The following is a 19371-nucleotide window of genomic DNA, read 5'->3' as shown; positions in this document are numbered from 1 at the left end:
CTTTTCTTACTTTTATAACATGTAATTAACTAAAATTTTGAAAATGAAACAAGATTTATTATTCTCCAAAAAAAATAGGATAATCATTGGATTCTTTTGTCTTTTTATAACGAGTGTGTCAGCACAAAATAATACCAATGATTTTTGGAGTCACGTGCGTTTTGGTGGTGGAATTGGATTGGGTTTTTCTGGCGATTATTTTAGTGGAACCTTGGCTCCAAGTGCTATTTATCAGTTTAATCCGCAATTTGCAATGGGTGTTTCATTGAATGGCACCTATGCCAGCAGAAAAGATTTTTATCAATCCACTATTTTAGGCGGAAGCATCATAGGGCTTTTTAATCCTATTCCACAGTTGCAGCTATCCGCTGAATTTGAAGAATTAAATGTGAGTCGGAATTGGGAAAATAGACTTCTAATTGCAGACGAGAACTATTGGTATCCAGCATTGTTTTTAGGCGCTGGTTACACCATAAGTAGTGGGCGCGTGTCTACAGCTATTGGAATTCGTTATGATGTGCTGTATGATAGAGATAAGAGTATTTATGGAAGTTCTTGGATGCCGTTCTTTAGAATTTATTTTTAAAAATAAATTTATGAATACCTATTCTTAAACCAAACCTTTTGCCACTCGCGCTGTAACACTAAAAAAGCCACCTGTTCTGCCATAATAATGGTATCTGAACCGTCCAACTCGCGAACTTTGGTTTCAGAAACATCAATAATGTAGAGCAGATTTAAATAATCCATGAACTTTTCTTGGATTAATTTATAAACCATTTCATGCAACATGAATTTTAAACTAGTTGGGAGTATTTCCAGATCCAATTCCAAATCCACATTTGCCAAAGCTAAATCCTTATTCAATTGCTGAATTAACTTCTGATAGAGTTCGGAGTGATTGGCTTCATCAATTAAATCGGTAAAAGTTGTAGGTAATTGCATTATACATTCCTGTTCATTAACTGCTGACCAAACGTTTTTAATAACATCTTTTTTTCTTCAGAAATTTGTAGCTGCTCTAAAATACCAAAAGCTTTATTGGTATATTCCTCTATAACCTGCTTGGTTGCTAAACTAGAGCCAGAGGTGTTAAAAATATCTTTAATGGTTTCTATTTTATTGGTCTGGTCGGTAGGTTTTAAACTGAATAAATGTAAAAGCTGCTGCTTATCATCATCACTAGAAAACTCCAAGGCTTTTAAATATAAATAAGTTTTTTTGTTTTCAATAATATCACCACCAACTTGTTTTCCAAATGTTTCGGGATTGCCAAATGCATCTAAATAATCATCTTGTAGTTGAAAGGCAATTCCTAAATTTAAACCAAACTCATACATATAGCGTTTATCTTGCTCCCGAACCTGCGCAACAATTGCTCCCATTTCCATAGCAGCACCAACCAAAACGGCTGTTTTGTATTCAATCATTTTTAAATATTCAGGAATAGACACATCGTCACGAGTTTCAAAATCTACATCATACTGCTGACCTTCACAAACCTGTAAAGCTGTTTTGCTAAATAATTTAGCAAGTGCTTGAAACGTTTCGGGATCATAGTTTTCAAACAACTGATACGCCATAATTAGCATGGCATCACCGGATAAAATCCCCGTGTTTAAATCCCATTTCTCATGAACGGTTTCTTGACCCCTTCGCAGAGGTGCATCATCCATAATATCATCATGAACCAATGAAAAATTATGAAAAACTTCAATACTTAAAGCCGCATTTAACGCTTTGGTATAGTGACAATCAAAAATCTCTGCAGTCATTAAAGTTAAAACAGGACGCAAGCGTTTTCCACCTAATTGTAATATATAATTAATTGGATCGTATAACGATTTTGGTTCTTTTTCTTGAATATACGCATCCAAGTAATCCACAAATGCTTGCTGATAATAAGGTGTGTTTTGCATAAAGCAAAAATAAGGCAATTCATTTAATTATTACAACACCTTTCTCCAATATTAAGAAAAGGTTAATACTATGGAAACTTTTTTGGTTTTTAAAGTTTCCTTTGATATATTTGCACCTTATTATGAAAGATAAAATTCTTAAAAGTTCGGCTGATTTGTTTTTAAACTACGGGTTTAAAAGCGTGACTATGGACGATATTGCCAATGAAATTGGTGTATCGAAAAAAACCATATACCTACACTATGCAACGAAAACGAAATTAGTTCAGGCAACAACCTTATATATGTTTGAATTTATTTCGCAAGGTATTGATTGTATTTGTGCTTTAAATCAAAATCCTATTGATGAAATTTTTGAAATCAAGAAATTCACCATGACCCATTTAAAAGATGAAAAATCATCACCACAATACCAACTAAAAAAATATTATCCTAAAATTTTCGAATCTCTAAAAAACGATCAATTTCACATCATGCAAGATTGTGTAAAAAATAATTTAATTCGTGGTGTATCAGAAGGACTATATCGTGAATCCATTGATGTTGAATTTGTATCCCGACTCTACTTTAATACCATGATGAGCTTAAAGGATGTTGATATATTTCCAACCAATGATTTCCCCATGAAACAGTTAATGGATAATTATTTAGAATATCATATTCGCGGGATTAGCACCAAAAAAGGAATTGACAAATTAGACACCATATTAAGTGACAGCTCAAAAATAAAAATAGACTAAAACAAACAATGAAACATAAATCACTATTAATAGTCAGCCTATTATTTTCCACTTGGTTAATAGCTCAAGAAACGCCAAGTACATTAACCTTACAAGAAGCGATAGATTATGCCTTAATAAATAACCGATCCATTAAAAATGCTGTTAGAGATATTGAAGCTGCCGAAAAACAAAAATGGGAAACCACAGCTACAGGTTTGCCACAAATAAATGGCGCTGTAGATTACCAAAATTGGATAAAACAACAAGTTTCCTTACTTCCAGCAGAACTTGCAGGTGGTACGCCAGGCACATTTGTACCTGTTGAATTTAGTCCAAAGCAAAGCATAAACGCTACGGCTACTTTAAGTCAGCTACTTTTTGACGGCTCGTATTTGGTTGGGTTACAGTCTGCAAAAGTGTTTCTAGAAATTTCAGAGAATGCTAAAATCAAAACCGATTTAGAAGTAAGAAATGCCGTAATCAACGCGTATGGAAACGTGCTTTTAGCCGAAGAAAACTTGAACATTGTCAATAAAAACATTGAGGTGCTTGAAAAAAATCTTTTTGAAACTACCAAAATATATCAAAATGGTTTAGCGGAAGAAGAAAGCGTGGAGCAATTGCAAATTACTTTAACGGGTTTAAAAAATTATTTAAATAATGTCAAGCGTTCTAAAGATATAGCCTATCAATTATTTAATATTACGTTGGGAATTGATTTAAACACGCCCATTTCTCTAATAGATAGCTTAGAAACTCTCACGCTCCAAAACATATCATTAGAGCTCTTGGAGGCAGATGAAAATATTGAAAACAGTATTGATTACCAAATTGCAAAAAACCAAGAGGAATCTCAAGAATTACTTTTAAAACTTGAGAAAAGCAGCTTTCTACCAACCTTAAGCGCATTTATAAACGGTGGATATAGTGGTTATGGTGAAAAATTTAATTTTGCTAACAATAATCAAGAATGGTATGGGTCTTCTCTTTTTGGTGTAAATATGTCCATTCCCATATTTAGTTCTGGTATGCGGAGTGCCGCAACCCAGCGCGCTCAAATAAATTTAGAAATAGCTCAAGAGGAACTAACAGAAACCGAACAGCAGTTAAAATTTCAAATATCAGCTGCAAAAAGTGACTACCAGTTTGCCATTGAAGAATATCAAAACAAGCAACAGAATTTAAATTTAGCAGAACGCATTGAAGAAAAGAACCAAACTAAATTTTTTGAAGGTATAGCTTCCAGTTTTGATTTAAGGCAAGCACAAACACAACTGTATACGGCTCAACAAGAATATTTGCAGTCTATGTTTAATGTTATTACCAAAAAATCTGAACTAGAAACCGTACTAAACACACTAAATTATTAAGCCAATCCATCACAATAAAATCATGAAAAATATAAAAATCCTAATTATTCTTGCCCTTATCATATCGTCTTGTGGCAGTAAAAATGAAAAATCGCTTGATGCTGTTTTAGCCTCAAACAATTTATCTGAATTAAAAGAAAGACGTTCGCAAATTGATACCAAGCAACAAGAGCTTAATGATCAGATGGCCTTATTAAATGAAAAAATAGCAAAACTAGATACTATTAAAAAAGTACCTTTAATAACTACTTTTAAGGCAAAAGAGGAGGTTTTCAAGCACCAATTAGAAATACAAGGTAATGTTACCACTAAAGATTTATTAGTTGTAACGCCAGAATACAATGGTATTTTAACCAAGGTTTATGTAAAGGAAGGTCAGCAGGTAAAAAAAGGACAAATTCTTGCTAAAATTGATGATGGTGGTTTAAGCCAGCAACTAGCACAATTAGAAATTCAAGCAAATTTGGCCAAAACAACCTTTGAACGTCAAAAGCGTTTGTGGGATCAGAATATTGGCAGTGAAATCCAATATTTACAGGCTAAATCTTCTTCAGAATCGCAAGCAGAAGCAGTGAATCAACTAAAACAACAAATTTCAAAAACCACGGTTACTGCACCTTTTTCTGGTACCATAGACGATATCATTACCGAACAAGGAAGTGTGGTTATGGCAGGACAAAGTCAACTAATGCGTATTGTAAATCTAGATAATATGTATATAGAAACGGATATTCCTGAAAGCTATATTGGTAGTGTAACAAAAGGCAAAGATGTTACGGTTGAATTTCCAATTTTAGGAGAAACCATTGAGACTAAAGTGCGTCAAGCTGGCGATTATATTAATCCTGCGAACCGAACCTTTAAAGTAGAAGTGAGTGTGCCAAATACGGACAATAATATTAAACCAAACTTAACAGCGCGTCTTAAAATTAACGATTACACAAGTGAAAAAGCCATACTAATTCCACAAAGTATTATTTCTGAAAATGCAGATGGCGAACAGTATATTTATATTCTTTCTAACAAAAACAATAATGGTGAAGGAGACGTTAAACGCGTTATTATAAAAACAGGAAAAACACAAGGAGACGTTATTGAGGTTTTAGAAGGCATAGAAGATGGTGCTGAAATTGTTCAAGAAGGCGCCAGAAGTGTTAAAGATGGTCAAACCGTTAGAGTTGTAGATATGCAAACTGAAAGCACTAACAACTAAAAAGAAACTAATGACTAAAAAGAAAAAACAAGTCGATAAAGAATTTGGTTTATCATCATGGGCAATCAACAACAAGACCACCATGTATGTCCTAATTCTAGTGATGTTTTATTTAGGTGTTGCTGCATTTTTTGAAATGCCTCGTGAAAATTTTCCTGAAGTAAACGAAACTAAAATATATGTTAGCTCAATATACCCTGGAAATACAGCAGAAGATATTGAAAAACTTATTACAGACCCACTTGAGGACGAACTAAAAACCGTTAGTAATGTGGTGGAAATAACCTCAACATCACAAGAAGATTTCTCCATGATTATTGTGGAATTTGATGAAAATCTTACCGTTGAGCAAGCCAAACAAAAGGTAAAGGATGAAATAGACACCAAAACGGCAGGTGAAGATTGGCCCATGTCCAATGGTGCCAAGGTAAAACCTGATGTGTTTGAATTAAGCCTTTCTGAAGAAATGCCCATTTTAAACATTAATATTTCGGGCGATTATCCTATTGAAAAACTTAAAGAGTATGGCGAAGTACTTCAAGATGAGATAGAAGATTTATTAGAAATCAAGAAAGTGGATATTCGTGGTGCTCAAGATAAAGAAGTTGAAGTTGCCGTAGATATTTATAAAATGATGGCTGCCGATGTTACTTTTAACGATATTATAGGCGCTATTAATAACGGAAACGTAACCATGTCTGCTGGAAACTTAATAGCCAGTGGTCAGCGTAGAACCATTCGTATCCTTGGTGAAATAGAAACACCAAATGAGTTAGAAAACTTTGTAGTAAAAGCAGAAAAAGGTAAAGCCACGTATTTAAAAGATGTAGCAACAGTAACATTTCACGAAGAAGATAAAACAACATATGCGCGTGAGTTTGGTGAACCTGTTGTTATGCTAGACGTTAAAAAACGTGCTGGAAAAAACATGGTTGATGCTGCTGAACAAATTAGAGTTATTGTTCAAAATGCCATTGACAATAAGTTTCCACAGGATTTAAAGGTGAGCATCGCTAATGATCAATCGCCGGTAACTATTGGTCAAGTAGACGACTTGGTAAACAACATTATTTTTGGTGTGATTCTAGTCGTTCTGGTATTAATGTTCTTTTTAGGATTTAAGAACGCCATATTTGTTGGGTTTGCCATACCTATGTCTATGTTTATATCTCTTATGATATTGAACCTTTTAGGCCAAAGTTTAAATACCATGGTTCTTTTCGGATTAATTATGGGTCTTGGGATGTTGGTAGATAATGGAATTGTGGTAGTAGAAAACGTGTATCGTTTAATGGACGAGGAAGGCATGAGCCGTATTGAAGCGGCTAAAAAAGGTATTGGAGAAATTGCTTTTCCTATTATTATTTCAACAGCCACAACGGTTGCCGCATTTATACCTTTAGGTTTATGGCCAGGCATTATGGGACAGTTTATGATGATATTGCCCATAACACTTTCCGTAGTTCTAGGTTCATCCTTATTTGTTGCTATTTTCTTTAATTCGGTTTTAGTCTCGCAGTTTATGAGTACCGAAGATAAGGATATGGAACTTAAAAAAATTATCCGTAACACGTCTATAATAGCAGGTTTCGGTATTTTGATACTTATTTTTGGTGGCGAATATCGCGGTTTAGGAACACTAATGATTTTCACCGCTATAATGCAGTGGGCTTATAGATTATTCCTTCGTAAGTGGGCCAATAACTTTCAAACTAAAACCTTGGTACGTTTAGAACGTTGGTATGAAGGGCAATTGCGTTGGGCTTTATCTGGATGGCGTTTATACGGTTTAACCATTGGAACTTTTGTGCTATTAGTTTTTTCTTTTGTGGCTTTCGGGATATCCTTATCTACACAACGAACCAAAGTAGAATTTTTTCCAGACAATAAGCCAAATCAGATTATTGTTTATATAGAATATCCACAAGGAACAGCTATTGAAAAAACAAACGCCATAACCAAAGAAATTGAAAAGCGCGTTTACGCCGTAGTTAATGATGAACAATACCGTGATGGCGATTATAACTACATGGTAGAAAGTGCGGTTTCACAAGTTGGTGAAGGTGCAGGAAATCCACAAACAGATAGTGGGTCATCGGCTGAAATGCCACACAAAGCAAAAATTACAGCATCCATGCGCGAGTATAAATATCGCCAAGGTGAAGATAGTGAGTTGCTGCGCCAAAAAGTTCAAGAAGCATTAGTTGGTATTTATCCTGGTGTTCTTATTTCTGTTGAAAAAGATGCCAATGGACCACCAGCTGGATCTCCAATTAATATTGAAATTGAAGGCGATGACTATGACGAGCTGATTAATACCGCTGAAAGCATGCGCGAATTCATTAATACTAAAAATATTTCGGGTATTGACGAATTGAAAATTGATGTGAATAAAGATAAGCCATCTATGCGTGTTATTATTGACAGAGAAAAAGCAGGAGAATTAGGTATTAGTGCCGCTCAAGTTGGCCAACAATTACGTAATTCTATTTTCGGAACCAAAGGAGGTATTTATAAAGAGGATGGCGATGATTTTGATATTTACGTGCGTTTTAATGAAGAAAACCGCTACAATACCAGTGCTTTATTTAACCAAAACATCACGTTTAGAGATAACACCGGGCAATTAAAAAGTATTCCTGTATCTGCGGTTACTAAACATGAAAACAACTCTAGTTTTAGCGCTATAAAACATAAGGCTACTAAACGTGTGGTTACCGTTTATTCAGCCTTGTCCCCAGGCTATACCGATGCGGGCGCCATTGTTAAGCAAATTCAGAATGAAATGAAGGGTTACAAAAATCTTCCAGCAGACATTCACATAGATTATACCGGTCAAATTGAAGAGCAAAATAAACAAATGGCATTTTTAATGGGTGCATTTGGTACAGGTTTAGGATTGATTTTCTTTATTTTAATATTTCAATTCAACTCCATTTCTAAACCAACCATTATTATGCTCGCCATATTTTTAAGCCTGATTGGTGTATTTGGTGGTATTGTAATGACGGGAAGTGCTTTCGTTATTATGATGACCATGGTTGGTATTATTTCTTTAGCTGGAATCGTTGTAAATAACGGTGTGGTATTGCTCGATTATGCGCAATTATTAATTGACAGAAAGAAACACGAATTAGATTTAGAGGACCATGAGTATTTGAGTAAAGAAGATTTATTCGAAAGTATTGTAAGAGCGGGTAAAGCACGTTTACGTCCAGTTTTACTAACGGCTATTACAACTATTTTAGGATTAATTCCATTAGCAATTGGGTTAAATATCAATTTTTTCACGTTATTTAGTGAATTAGACCCAAATATTTACATGGGTGGAGATAATGTGGTATTTTGGGGTCCATTAGCATGGACGGTAATTTACGGCTTGCTAGTTGCAACATTTTTAACCTTGATTGTGGTTCCAATTTTATTCTTTTTATCCATGCAATTAAAAATGTGGTATCGGAAGAAAACAACAAAAACAGAAAATATTTAAGGCCAATTCTTGTACCCTCAAATAAAAGATTGGCTAATAGCGGGAAGCCTCAACAAATGTTGAGGCTTTTTTTATTTGATAATCGGTTAACTTGCTTAAATTTGCATCCGCATATACCTGCTAGGTATAAAAACAACAAATTTATGTATAGAAGTCATACCTGTGGTGAATTACGAGCATCACATATCAATACCGAAGTAACCCTTTCTGGTTGGGTTCAAAAATCACGCGATAAAGGTTTTATTGTTTGGGTCGATTTACGCGACCGCTATGGTATTACCCAACTCGTTTTTGATGAAGAACGCACGCCTAAAGCCATGATGGAAAAAGCACAGAAATTAGGGCGTGAATTTGTTATTCAAGTTACAGGAACCGTTATTGAGCGCGCTTCTAAAAATGCCAATATCCCAACAGGTGATATTGAAATATTGGTGTCTAAAATGGATATCTTAAATGAATCCTTGTTACCTCCTTTTACAATTGAAGATAAAACGGATGGTGGCGAAGATATTCGCATGAAATATCGCTATATAGATATTCGTCGTAATCCCGTTAAAAACAACCTGATTTTTCGTCATAAAGTGACACAAGAGGTTAGGAACTACTTATCAAAAGAAGGTTTTATAGAAGTGGAAACACCGTACTTAATCAAATCAACGCCAGAAGGTGCTCGTGACTTTGTGGTGCCTTCTAGGATGAATGAAGGGCAATTTTATGCACTTCCGCAAAGCCCACAAACCTTTAAGCAATTGTTGATGGTTGGAGGTATGGATAAATACTTTCAGATTGTAAAATGTTTCCGAGATGAAGATTTACGAGCTGACAGACAACCCGAATTTACACAAATTGACTGCGAAATGGCTTTCGTAGAACAAGAAGATATTTTAAATGCTTTTGAAGGTTTAACCAGACACCTTTTAAAAGAAGTGAATGGTGTTGAAATTTCAGAATTCCCACGCATGCTTTATGATGATGCCATGCGTTTATATGGAAATGACAAACCAGATATTCGTTTCGGAATGGAATTTGGCGAGTTAAATGATGTTGCTCAACATAAAGACTTTGGTGTTTTTAATGATGCCGAATTAGTAATTGGTATTGCTGTTCCTGGTGGAAATAGTTATACGAGAAAAGAAATTGACAAACTGATTGATTGGGTTAAACGCCCGCAAATTGGCGCTTTAGGCATGATATATAGTCGTTGCAATGATGATGGCACCTATAAATCATCAGTAGATAAATTTTTTGACCAAGACGATTTAGCTAAATGGGCAGAAAAAACAGGAGCCAAAGCTGGGGATTTAGTCTGTGTACTTTCTGGACCTACAAATAAAGTGCGTGCACAATTAAGCGCACTACGTATGGAATTAGCAGAGCGTTTAGATTTGCGTAAACCAAATGAATTTGCACCACTTTGGGTTATGGATTTTCCACTTTTGGAATGGGATGACGAAACGGAGCGTTACCATGCCATGCACCATCCGTTTACATCACCAAAACCTGGACAGTTAGAATTATTAGAAACCAATCCTGGCGAAGTAAAAGCCAATGCTTACGATTTGGTATTAAACGGAAACGAAATTGGAGGTGGCTCTATACGTATTCACGATAAAAAAATCCAAGCCTTAATGTTCGATTATTTAGGTTTTACAAAAGAAGAAGCTAAAGCCCAATTCGGCTTTTTAATGGATGCCTTTCAATATGGTGCACCTCCACATGGTGGTTTGGCATTTGGATTGGATAGATTGGTTGCTATTTTGGGTGGTCAAGAAACCATTCGTGATTTCATTGCATTCCCGAAAAACAATTCAGGACGTGATGTCATGATTGATGCGCCTGCGCCACTAGACAATAAACAACTAGAAGAATTGAGTTTAAAGCTGAACTTAAAATCTTAAAATTTATAATTTGTCCCGATAGCCTATCGGGACAATTTTTTTAGTAGTTTTAACTAATGAAGTGGAAACGCGTTTTTAAAATTATTATGTATGTTGTTTTAGGGCTTACCATTGCCTTATTTGCTTTATATGGTTATGCCTATTATGTGTTTAATTATAAGTTTGTACCTGAACAAAAATATACACATGCCGTTGAGTATATTGAACCTGAAACAGCTTTGTTAAGCAACGGTTTTGAAGTTTGCAATGAAAACTATATTTTACAATATTATAATCCAGAACGCGCAACTTATAGCAAAGGTAAAAATGGTTTACGCACCTTTATTCTTTCAAATTATAAAAACGAGAATTACACAGATTCAGGATATTTAAACATCCGATTTGTTATAAATTGTAAAGGGGAAGCTGGACGTTATGTTATCCATGAAAATGATTTAGACCTACATCCTAAAACCTTTAACAAACGGTTGGTAGACCAATTATTTCAACTTACAACAGAACTTAAAATATGGAATCCAAATTATGTACATGATGATTTTAGAGATTCCTATATGTATATATCCTATCGAATAGAAAATGGCGAGATTACGGAAATTATCCCTTAGTATCTTTGTAGTTCTTTGTCTGTTTTCATGTAAATCAAAGCGTGAGAAAGCCGAAGAAGCCTACAGTTTTGGTGTTACCAATTTTGGACAAGGTTCAGCTGGTAGCATTAACGGTATTGCACGCGCTATTGAAATAGATTCTACGTATGAACAAGCAGTTTATGAACTTTCCGTTGGGTATTTAAAACGTGGCATACCTCATAAATGGAAAGAACAATATGATAAAGCTATTCCATTAGATTCTGTGACCCGTATTCCTTGGCGAGGGTATTTATATTTGTGGTTTTATAGAGATTATAAAAAAGCCATTGCCGATTTTGATGCCTCTGATACCTTAACACCAAATTTTGTGGATCAGCCGCAAGGTCATAGTGTAGACTATTGGCGAGGCATTGCCTATTTAGGCCTAAAGGATTATGATAATTCTATTTTTTATTTTGACACATACATTAATCAAGAAATAGAAGAGTCAGGCGAAGACTGGGTAGAGCTTACCGCATTTTTATATCGTGGCATTGCCTATTACGAATCTGGAGATTATAATAAAGCGACATATAATTTTGAAAAACGCCTAGAGCACGGTCGAGACATTAGTGCCGACGCAAATTATTATTTAGCTTTAATAGCCCAACAAAAAGGAAATATAGCTTTATCAGAAACGTTAATCAATACGGCTATTGAACAATTCAAACAAGGCTATTATAACAAAAGACCGTATGTGGAAACCTTACGACAAAAATATTTAGAGGATTTACTAGTCACAAAAGCGGAATTACTACAATAAATGAATATTAAATCGGCCATAAAACACGCTATGATTTGGAGATTTAAATATATCTCTCAAAAAAACTTTGTTTTATTGTTAAGTATTTTTGTTGGTTTATCTACAGGTATCGCTGCTTTAACCTTAAAAAACATCACCTATTCTATTCAACTGTTTTTAGACAAGGGAATTGTTTTTTCTGAAAATCAACTCTATTTTATTTTACCATTTATAGGTTTATTTCTGGTTTATTTATTAAAAAAATATGTGTTTAAAAAAGCCATGACGCCATCTGTCCCTCCTTTTATTAAACGTGCTGTGCCATCGCTTTTATATTCGCTTTTAAGACAAAAAGGACTGTTATCCTATAAGTTAATCTATCATCCAATAATCATGGCGCCTTTAACCGTTGGGTTTGGTGGTTCTGTTGGTTTATTGGGTCCAGCTATTACGTCTGGTTCGGCCATCAGTTCTAATTTAAGTAGATTGATGCATATTGATAAAAAGACACGAACATTATTAATAGCCTGTGCTACTGCTGGCGCGATAGCTTCAATGTTTAAATCACCTATTGCAGCTATTGTTTTTGCTGTTGAAGTATTCAGTTTGGATTTAACTTTTGCTTCATTATTACCTTTGCTTATTGCTTCTATTTCTTCGGTTTTAACCTCGTATTTCTTTTTAGGAGATGAGGTGCTTTTCGATTTTACAGTTACTGATAAATTTACCATTAGAGATACCGCTTTTTATATCATTTTAGGTTTGGGTACGGCCATTGGCTCCATTTACTTTACTAAAATTTATTTCGCTGTTTATGCATTTTTTGATCGATTTAAATCCAAATTCACGAAACTACTTGTAGGTGGTTTTGCAATTGGTGTTATGCTTTACTTTATTCCGCCGCTTTACGGTGAAGGTTTAAGCTTTACTAGAGACCTTTATGATGGAAATTACCTCCATGCATTGGGTTCTACTTTTTTTGACAAGTATCTTGATAACATTTGGGTTGTAATTGTCTTATTAATTGGCTTTACTATTTTTAAAGCTATTGCTATGACCACGACATTTGCCGCGGGTGGTGTTGGAGGTGTAATTGTTCCAACTATGGTTATGGGAAGTGCTCTGGGGAATGTCGTGGCTAAAATAATCAACAATATAGGTTTCGGGCATCAGGTATCTGAATCAAACTTCACATTGGTTGGAATGGCCGGACTTATAGCAGGTGTTATTCACGCCCCTTTAACTGCCATTTTCTTAATTGCTGAAATTACCGGTGGATATGTTTTATTTCTTCCCTTAATGATTACCGTAGCCATTTCATATATGATTACGAAAAACTATATGGAACATACTATTTATACCCGAGAATTAGCTGAAAGAGGTGATTTGCTTACCCATGATAAAGATCAAAATGTGCTGACATCTATGGATATTGATAGTGTTATTGAAAAAAACTTTATAGCGCTTCGTCCGGACATGTCTCTAGGAGAGATGCTTCATGAAGGTGTTGCCAAATCGAATAGAAATATGTTTCCTGTTATAAACGAAGACAACAACCTTGTTGGTATTATTTTGTTAGATGATATTAGGAATATTATGTTTGATCAAGCATTGTACAATACTACTTCGGTTGAAACTTTTATGCATCTACCTCCAGGCTATATTGATTATAAGACTGATAGTATGAGAATGGTTATGCAAAAGTTTCAAGACACGAATGCTTGGAACTTACCTGTTATTAAAGACGGAAAATATTATGGATTTGTATCTAAATCAAAATTATTAACCGCATACCGAACTAAACTTATTAATATTACTAATTAGTTATGAAATACATTATTATAGTTTTACTAATCACCACATTAACGGCTATTATTTGTGGTTTAACACTGGATTTAGAATACGCTCCTAAATTAGTTGGAGGCGGCGTATTAGGCTTGTTTTTTATCGTTTTTCCGCTCTTTTCTTGGTATCGATGGAAAGATAAGAAAATGAGTGACTACATGCTTACACAAGAAAATCTAGATAAAATGCGCGAAAGCCAAAAGCGAAATAAGTTTTAATTTAAATTTCTTCTTTCAATAAAAAAACGCTTTAATAATAAAGCAGCTTCATCTGCCAAAACACCTCCTTTTATAAGTGTTTTAGGATGTAGTTTGGTTTGTAAGTTTATGCAACCACGTTCTTCATCACGAGCGCCATAAACAATATTACTTATTTGACTCCAATACAATGCACCAGCACACATTTGGCAAGGCTCTAAAGTAACATATAATGTGCAGTTGTGTAAATATTTACCACCTAAAAAATTTGCAGCGGCTGTAATGGCTTGCATTTCGGCATGAGCAGTAACATCATTTAGCATTTCGGTTAAATTATGACCTCGAGCTATAACTCTATTATCAATTACAATAACAGCACCAACTGGAATTTCGCCTTTATCAAAAGCTATTTCAGCTTCCATTAAGGCTTTCCTCATAAAATAAGCATCATCAAAACGTATCTCCATTTTACAAAAATAAAAAAGGCAACTAAATTACTAGTTGCCTTTTTAAAATATCATTTAAAAATTATTAGTTTTTAATAATTTTATGGTTAGCATCAATATTCTGGCCTTTCATGTTTAATATATAAATACCAGATTGTAGTGTATTCATGTTAACTTCAACTGTTCCAAATAAATCAACTTTCTGACTGTAAACCTGTCTTCCGTTAATATCTGTAATCGTCATAGTTACTTGACCAAAACTCTTATTCGTTTTAATAAACAAGTTATTATTTGTTGGGTTTGGATACACTTTGTAATCGCTTTGTTTAAATTCGTCCACACTTAAGCTAGTACAGTTTTGTAACGTAGGATCTGTTTCTAGAGGCATATCGAAATTCTCAACTTGATCTGTTCTACTAAATTTACTACCACCAGATGCATTAACACCTAGACCTCTATTAGAGAATATTTCCCAAATCATACATTGGTCTTCACCTCCTGTAGTTGCCATATCGGCAGCTAAAATCGCATCACGTCCTTCAATAAAATCAGGGTTACAAGGTTGTAATTTAAGTGCATCTATTACTAATTGCATTACTTTATTATTTCCGCCTGTTCCATTGTAAATATCGTCATCAAAACCATATTTAGAAACATAAGCCTCCGTTAAATCATATAACATCGTACCCCAAATAAAGCCAATACCATGTGGTTGCGACACTTGAGCCGTATTATTGGTGTCTCCATACGTGAAACCATTTACAGAAAAATCAGTTGCATATTTAGCATTTCTAATACCTATTCCATTTACGCCTTGCCCAGAAGCATAAGTTACCATACCACGTCCAGCAGCATAGTCTTCAGTTCCTTGTAAGGTAATCATCATAGCAAACCAATCAGACCAACCTTCACCCATCTGAGTTTCGTTTGTTAAACAACCTGCTTGGCTAGGCCCACCTGTTAAACGATTTGAAATACCATGACCATATTCATGTGCTACAATCATGTTATCCAAGCTGCCATCAAGCATAAAAGGACTTGGTCCTTGCAAAGTAACATTAACGGTTTCTGTTTGCATTGCTGCTAGTAGAATTTCACCATCATCAAAATTCATAAATACAGATGGAATTGAGAATACTGGATTTGCTTCTCCTGCCATGTTTACATACGGAACGTAAGCTGGATCATTAGTTGGGTTGTTATGATTAATAACTATAACCGCAACAGCACCTGCATCTTGAGCATTTTGAATTTTATCTACAAAAGGACATGTACCTCTTCTGATTACGGCAATTTTGCCGGCTACACTTGCAATAGGATTACAGCCTTCTGCTGGGTTTGCAGAGCCATCATTAACTAATTGTAAATCAGCTGTAACAGGTGTCACGCCAATTCCTGGTATGTTGTTTGGTGCTGCGGTTGCTGGATTAACGGCTGTATATGTTCCAGCTACAGCACTATTATTTACAGTAACTAAATCTTGTAAACCTGCAACAGGTGACCATAAAAACATACGCATACTTGGATTAGAACCATCTGGTGGTGTTCCAAAAAAGGCATTGTTAATAGAATTTCCAACACCATTACCATCTTGCCCATCAGCACGAACATAATCATTACCTGCACCACCATTTCCATAGTTATTAGCTTGGAAGTTTCCGCTTGCTTCATCAAAACCATACTGATACCATATATCATGCATCACATTATTTATATAAAATAAGTTGGTTATGGATGCATCTTGGTACCCTTCAGGCTCCTGATTAAAATCTAACGGAAAGTCAAAATTTAGTGTAGCTGTTCCATTTGGAGAATATCCAAAACCATCATTTCCATTTCTATCCTCCATGGCCCAAACATTATTTCCACGTGCATTGGTAAACTCCGCACCAGAAATGCCATCCGTATCATGCCATCCAAAAGGAGAAGCATTAAGGTTAGCTGGTTCAGATAACAAAGTTCTATTACCATGGTTTGGACTTTCTACTGGAAGTGCATACACATTATATTGAGAACCATCAGCCATAAAAGAAGCGTCCTTAAATAATGTAAATTTAGATTCTTTTTGAACTACAGGGTTTGAAGCATGACCGTGATTCTCATGTTGGGAATCACCAAAATCACAAGCTAAAATCCAATCGTTTTGATTAATAATTTCACCTGTAATTGCATCAACACGAACACTGTACCAATTAGCACCATCCAAAGTATGAATACTTAAATCCCATGAAAGGGTTAAGTTTCCTGCTTCGTTTTGAAAATACACTAATTTAACTGGAATGGTAGTTTGAGAAACAGAACCATTTGAATACAGGTAGATATTATTATTCTTTTCAATTAAATCTAAACCCTGTACAGCGCCCAAATTTAATTGTGCCGCAACATTATGAATTGCTTGTTTTGCCGTTAATTGTGGAGATGTTGTATTAACTCTTTGATTAACATTACCTGTAAATCTATTAGCATAATAAAAGACAGCATTCCCTTTAATAGCAACACTTGACAGAGCATTTAAAATCGGAATACCTTGGTACCTTTGATTAATATAAACATGCGTAATTTTGCTGTTTTTTGAAAGGAATTCATTATCTACTGATAAATCTGAAATATCACTTACTGTTAAGCCGTATTTTTCTTTATTTTGATTCAGATAATTTTGAATTACAGAGGCGTAATTCGATTCCATTAAGTTACTTTGCGCATAAACCACATTGGCGAACACCAAAACGGCTAAAAAAAGCAACTTTTTTGCGTAGTTATTTTTCATTTTTCAGAATTAAAAATTAGAGATTTTAATTTAATTCATCAAATATAAGGAAGTTACTATGAGTAATTATTCTAAATAATCAGAAAAAATAAAAATATATGGGCTATTTTAATAATTTTACAACATATTCCTCATAAATGAATTCAATTATTCTTGATACAATTAATAATCCAGCAGATTTACGCGCATTAAATCAAAATAAACTACCTGTTTTAGCTAAAGAATTACGTCAATTTATTATTGATATTGTGGCTACCAAAGAAGGCCATTTAGGTGCTAGTCTAGGTGTTGTGGAATTAACTATTGCCTTGCATTATGTATTTAATACACCAGATGATGTATTAATTTGGGATGTTGGACACCAAGCTTATGTTCATAAAATACTAACGGAAAGAAAAGCCAATTTTGACACCAACCGCCAACTACATGGCATTAGTGGCTTTCCCAAACGTTCTGAAAGTATCTATGATATGTTTGGCACAGGACATTCATCTACCTCTATTTCGGCAGCATTAGGCATGGCTATTGCAACACAAATTCAAGGTGATTTTAAAAAGCATCATATTGCCATTATTGGTGATGCCTCCATTGCCAGTGGAATGGCTTTTGAAGGTTTAAACCATGCAGGCGTTACCAATGCCAACTTACTCGTTATTTTAAATGATAATGCCATAGGAATAGACCCAAGTGTTGGTGCATTAAAACAATATTTAACCAACGTAAAAAAGGGCACTCAAAAACAAGATAATATTTTTGAAGCCTTAAATTTTAATTATTCAGGACCTATTGATGGTCATGATATTTTTAAAGTGATAATAGAATTAGAGCGTTTAAAAACCATTGAAGGCCCTAAATTCCTTCATATAATTACAACTAAAGGCAAAGGCTTAAAACAGGCTGAAGAAAATCAAGTGGTTTATCATGCGCCTGGAAAATTTGACGCTGTTACGGGAGATATTCCTGCTAAAACGAACACCTTACAAGCTCCAAAATACCAAGATGTTTTTGGTTTAACCCTGGTAGAATTAGCAGAAATAAACAATAAAGTTGTTGGTATTACACCTGCTATGCCAACTGGAAGTTCCTTAAAATATATGATGGATGCTTTTCCCAATCGCGCATTTGATGTTGGTATTGCCGAACAACACGCCGTAACACTTGCAGCTGGTATGGCCACCCAAGGTATGATTCCGTTTTGCAACATCTACTCTACTTTTTTACAACGTGCTTACGACCAAATAATTCATGATGTAGCCTTGCAGAATTTACCAGTTATTTTCTGTCTAGATCGTGCTGGTTTGGTTGGCGAAGATGGCGCCACACATCATGGTGTTTTTGATATAGCCTATTTACGTTGTATTCCGAATATGATTATTGCAGCGCCAAGAAATGAAATTACCTTAAGAAATTTACTTTTTACGGCACAGCTCGGAAAACTTTCAAATCCTTTAGCTATAAGATATCCAAGAGGTCGAGGAAACAATGTAAATTGGCAAGTACCTTTTGAAAACGTAATAATGAGCAAAGGCGAACAATTAAAACAAGGTGAAAAAATAGCGATTTTAAGTATTGGTAGCGTCGCCAACAACGTATGCGAAGCGATTTATGATATATCCATTTCCCATTACGATATGGCGTTTGTTAAACCACTTGATATAGATTTATTACATACTATTTTCAACAAATACGAAACTATTATTACCGTAGAAAACGGAACCATTATAGGTGGATTTGGAAGTGCGATTGCCGAATTTAAATCGCAATTTAATTATAACAATACGCTGAAAGTATTGGGTATTCCAGATCAGTTTATTGAACAAGGTTCTGTAGAAGAGCTAGAAGATATAGCAGGCATTAGCCCTAAAAAAATTAGAGCCTTTGTATTAAAAAATTATGGTGATGTAAACTAGTAATCTTCTGCGTAGAATTGGGTTGAATCAATGTCAGAATCATTGTTATTTGATAACTCACTTAAGGCTAATAAACTAGCAAAGGTTACAAAAAATATAACGATAGCACCTAATATATTTTTTCTCATTTTAGTTAAGTTCAATTAATTTTATAAGCTAAATATAAAAAACACATCGTTAATATGCAAATAATTTCGACTAATAGCTGATTTTGAGAGTATTATCT

The 19371-nt window shown here is 34.7% G+C and carries 16 protein-coding genes; 11 read left to right on the top strand and 5 right to left on the bottom strand.

The features are described from left to right. Positions 1 to 43 precede the first annotated feature (43 nt). Positions 44 to 586 carry an alpha-ketoglutarate decarboxylase gene (locus tag ACFPH8_RS04195; protein ID WP_376858715.1) on the top strand — a complete coding sequence of 181 codons (543 nt, stop codon included), beginning with the start codon at positions 44 to 46 and terminating at the stop codon, positions 584 to 586. Positions 587 to 594: 8 nt separating this feature from the next. Here ACFPH8_RS04195 and ACFPH8_RS04190 read toward each other — a convergent pair whose 3' ends face one another. Beyond that, entirely contained in the window at positions 595 to 945 is a 351-nt protein-coding gene (locus ACFPH8_RS04190; RefSeq protein WP_248397495.1) for a hypothetical protein, read from the bottom strand. Then, positions 945 to 1919 (bottom strand): polyprenyl synthetase family protein, encoded by a 975-nt coding sequence (locus ACFPH8_RS04185; RefSeq protein WP_376858713.1) that lies wholly within the window; start codon positions 1917 to 1919, stop codon positions 945 to 947. The genes ACFPH8_RS04190 and ACFPH8_RS04185 overlap by 1 nt, the downstream gene beginning before the upstream one ends. Before the next feature lie 122 nt (positions 1920 to 2041). Between ACFPH8_RS04185 and ACFPH8_RS04180 the strand changes: the two genes are divergently transcribed. The 9 genes from ACFPH8_RS04180 (at position 2042) to ACFPH8_RS04140 (ending at position 14043) form a co-directional block, all read left to right on the top strand. Beyond that, a complete protein-coding gene (locus ACFPH8_RS04180) occupies positions 2042 to 2659 on the top strand; it encodes a TetR/AcrR family transcriptional regulator (RefSeq protein ID WP_376858711.1) in 618 nt (205 codons plus the stop codon). An 8-nt stretch (positions 2660 to 2667) separates the two neighbouring features. Next, on the top strand, positions 2668 to 4011 hold the full coding sequence (locus tag ACFPH8_RS04175; RefSeq protein WP_248397489.1) for a TolC family protein: 1344 nt from the start codon (positions 2668 to 2670) through the stop codon (positions 4009 to 4011). A 22-nt stretch (positions 4012 to 4033) separates the two neighbouring features. Further along, positions 4034 to 5224, top strand: coding sequence for an efflux RND transporter periplasmic adaptor subunit (locus tag ACFPH8_RS04170; RefSeq protein ID WP_376858709.1), 1191 nt, complete (start codon positions 4034 to 4036; stop codon positions 5222 to 5224). 10 nt (positions 5225 to 5234) lie between these two features. Then, positions 5235 to 8714: an efflux RND transporter permease subunit gene (locus tag ACFPH8_RS04165; RefSeq protein ID WP_376858707.1), complete on the top strand. Its 3480-nt coding sequence runs from the start codon at positions 5235 to 5237 to the stop codon at positions 8712 to 8714. A gap of 143 nt (positions 8715 to 8857) precedes the next feature. Beyond that, positions 8858 to 10612, top strand: a complete 1755-nt coding sequence (aspS, locus tag ACFPH8_RS04160; protein ID WP_376858705.1) for an aspartate--tRNA ligase — start codon at positions 8858 to 8860, stop codon at positions 10610 to 10612. A gap of 56 nt (positions 10613 to 10668) precedes the next feature. Next, positions 10669 to 11217 carry a hypothetical protein gene (locus ACFPH8_RS04155; protein ID WP_248397482.1) on the top strand — a complete coding sequence of 183 codons (549 nt, stop codon included), beginning with the start codon at positions 10669 to 10671 and terminating at the stop codon, positions 11215 to 11217. Continuing rightward, on the top strand, positions 11189 to 12001 hold the full coding sequence (locus ACFPH8_RS04150; RefSeq protein ID WP_376858702.1) for a tetratricopeptide repeat protein: 813 nt from the start codon (positions 11189 to 11191) through the stop codon (positions 11999 to 12001). The genes ACFPH8_RS04155 and ACFPH8_RS04150 overlap by 29 nt, the downstream gene beginning before the upstream one ends. A 30-nt stretch (positions 12002 to 12031) precedes the next feature. Next, complete coding sequence (locus ACFPH8_RS04145) at positions 12032 to 13804, top strand: chloride channel protein (RefSeq protein WP_376858700.1); 1773 nt, start codon at positions 12032 to 12034, stop codon at positions 13802 to 13804. A 2-nt stretch (positions 13805 to 13806) separates the two neighbouring features. Next, complete coding sequence (locus ACFPH8_RS04140) at positions 13807 to 14043, top strand: hypothetical protein (RefSeq protein WP_376858698.1); 237 nt, start codon at positions 13807 to 13809, stop codon at positions 14041 to 14043. Here the strand turns inward: ACFPH8_RS04140 and ACFPH8_RS04135 are convergent. Further along, positions 14040 to 14489 carry a nucleoside deaminase gene (locus tag ACFPH8_RS04135; RefSeq protein WP_376858696.1) on the bottom strand — a complete coding sequence of 150 codons (450 nt, stop codon included), beginning with the start codon at positions 14487 to 14489 and terminating at the stop codon, positions 14040 to 14042. The two genes, ACFPH8_RS04140 and ACFPH8_RS04135, sit on opposite strands and share 4 nt — an antisense overlap. A gap of 64 nt (positions 14490 to 14553) precedes the next feature. Then, positions 14554 to 17235, bottom strand: coding sequence for a T9SS-dependent M36 family metallopeptidase (locus ACFPH8_RS04130; protein ID WP_376858694.1), 2682 nt, complete (start codon positions 17233 to 17235; stop codon positions 14554 to 14556). A 137-nt stretch (positions 17236 to 17372) separates the two neighbouring features. Here ACFPH8_RS04130 and ACFPH8_RS04125 point away from each other — a divergent pair, with 137 nt between their 5' ends. Then, positions 17373 to 19145 carry a 1-deoxy-D-xylulose-5-phosphate synthase gene (locus tag ACFPH8_RS04125; protein WP_376858692.1) on the top strand — a complete coding sequence of 591 codons (1773 nt, stop codon included), beginning with the start codon at positions 17373 to 17375 and terminating at the stop codon, positions 19143 to 19145. Here the strand turns inward: ACFPH8_RS04125 and ACFPH8_RS04120 are convergent. Then, positions 19142 to 19273: a hypothetical protein gene (locus ACFPH8_RS04120; RefSeq protein ID WP_256476089.1), complete on the bottom strand. Its 132-nt coding sequence runs from the start codon at positions 19271 to 19273 to the stop codon at positions 19142 to 19144. The two genes, ACFPH8_RS04125 and ACFPH8_RS04120, sit on opposite strands and share 4 nt — an antisense overlap. Positions 19274 to 19371: the final 98 nt, after the last annotated feature.

The organism is Bizionia hallyeonensis (assembly GCF_042657385.1).
GTDB classification, from domain to species: Bacteria; Bacteroidota; Bacteroidia; order Flavobacteriales; family Flavobacteriaceae; genus Algorimicrobium; species Algorimicrobium hallyeonense.
Note: the sequence above shows the minus strand (reverse complement) of the source record. Positions and strands in the feature narration are given on the sequence as shown.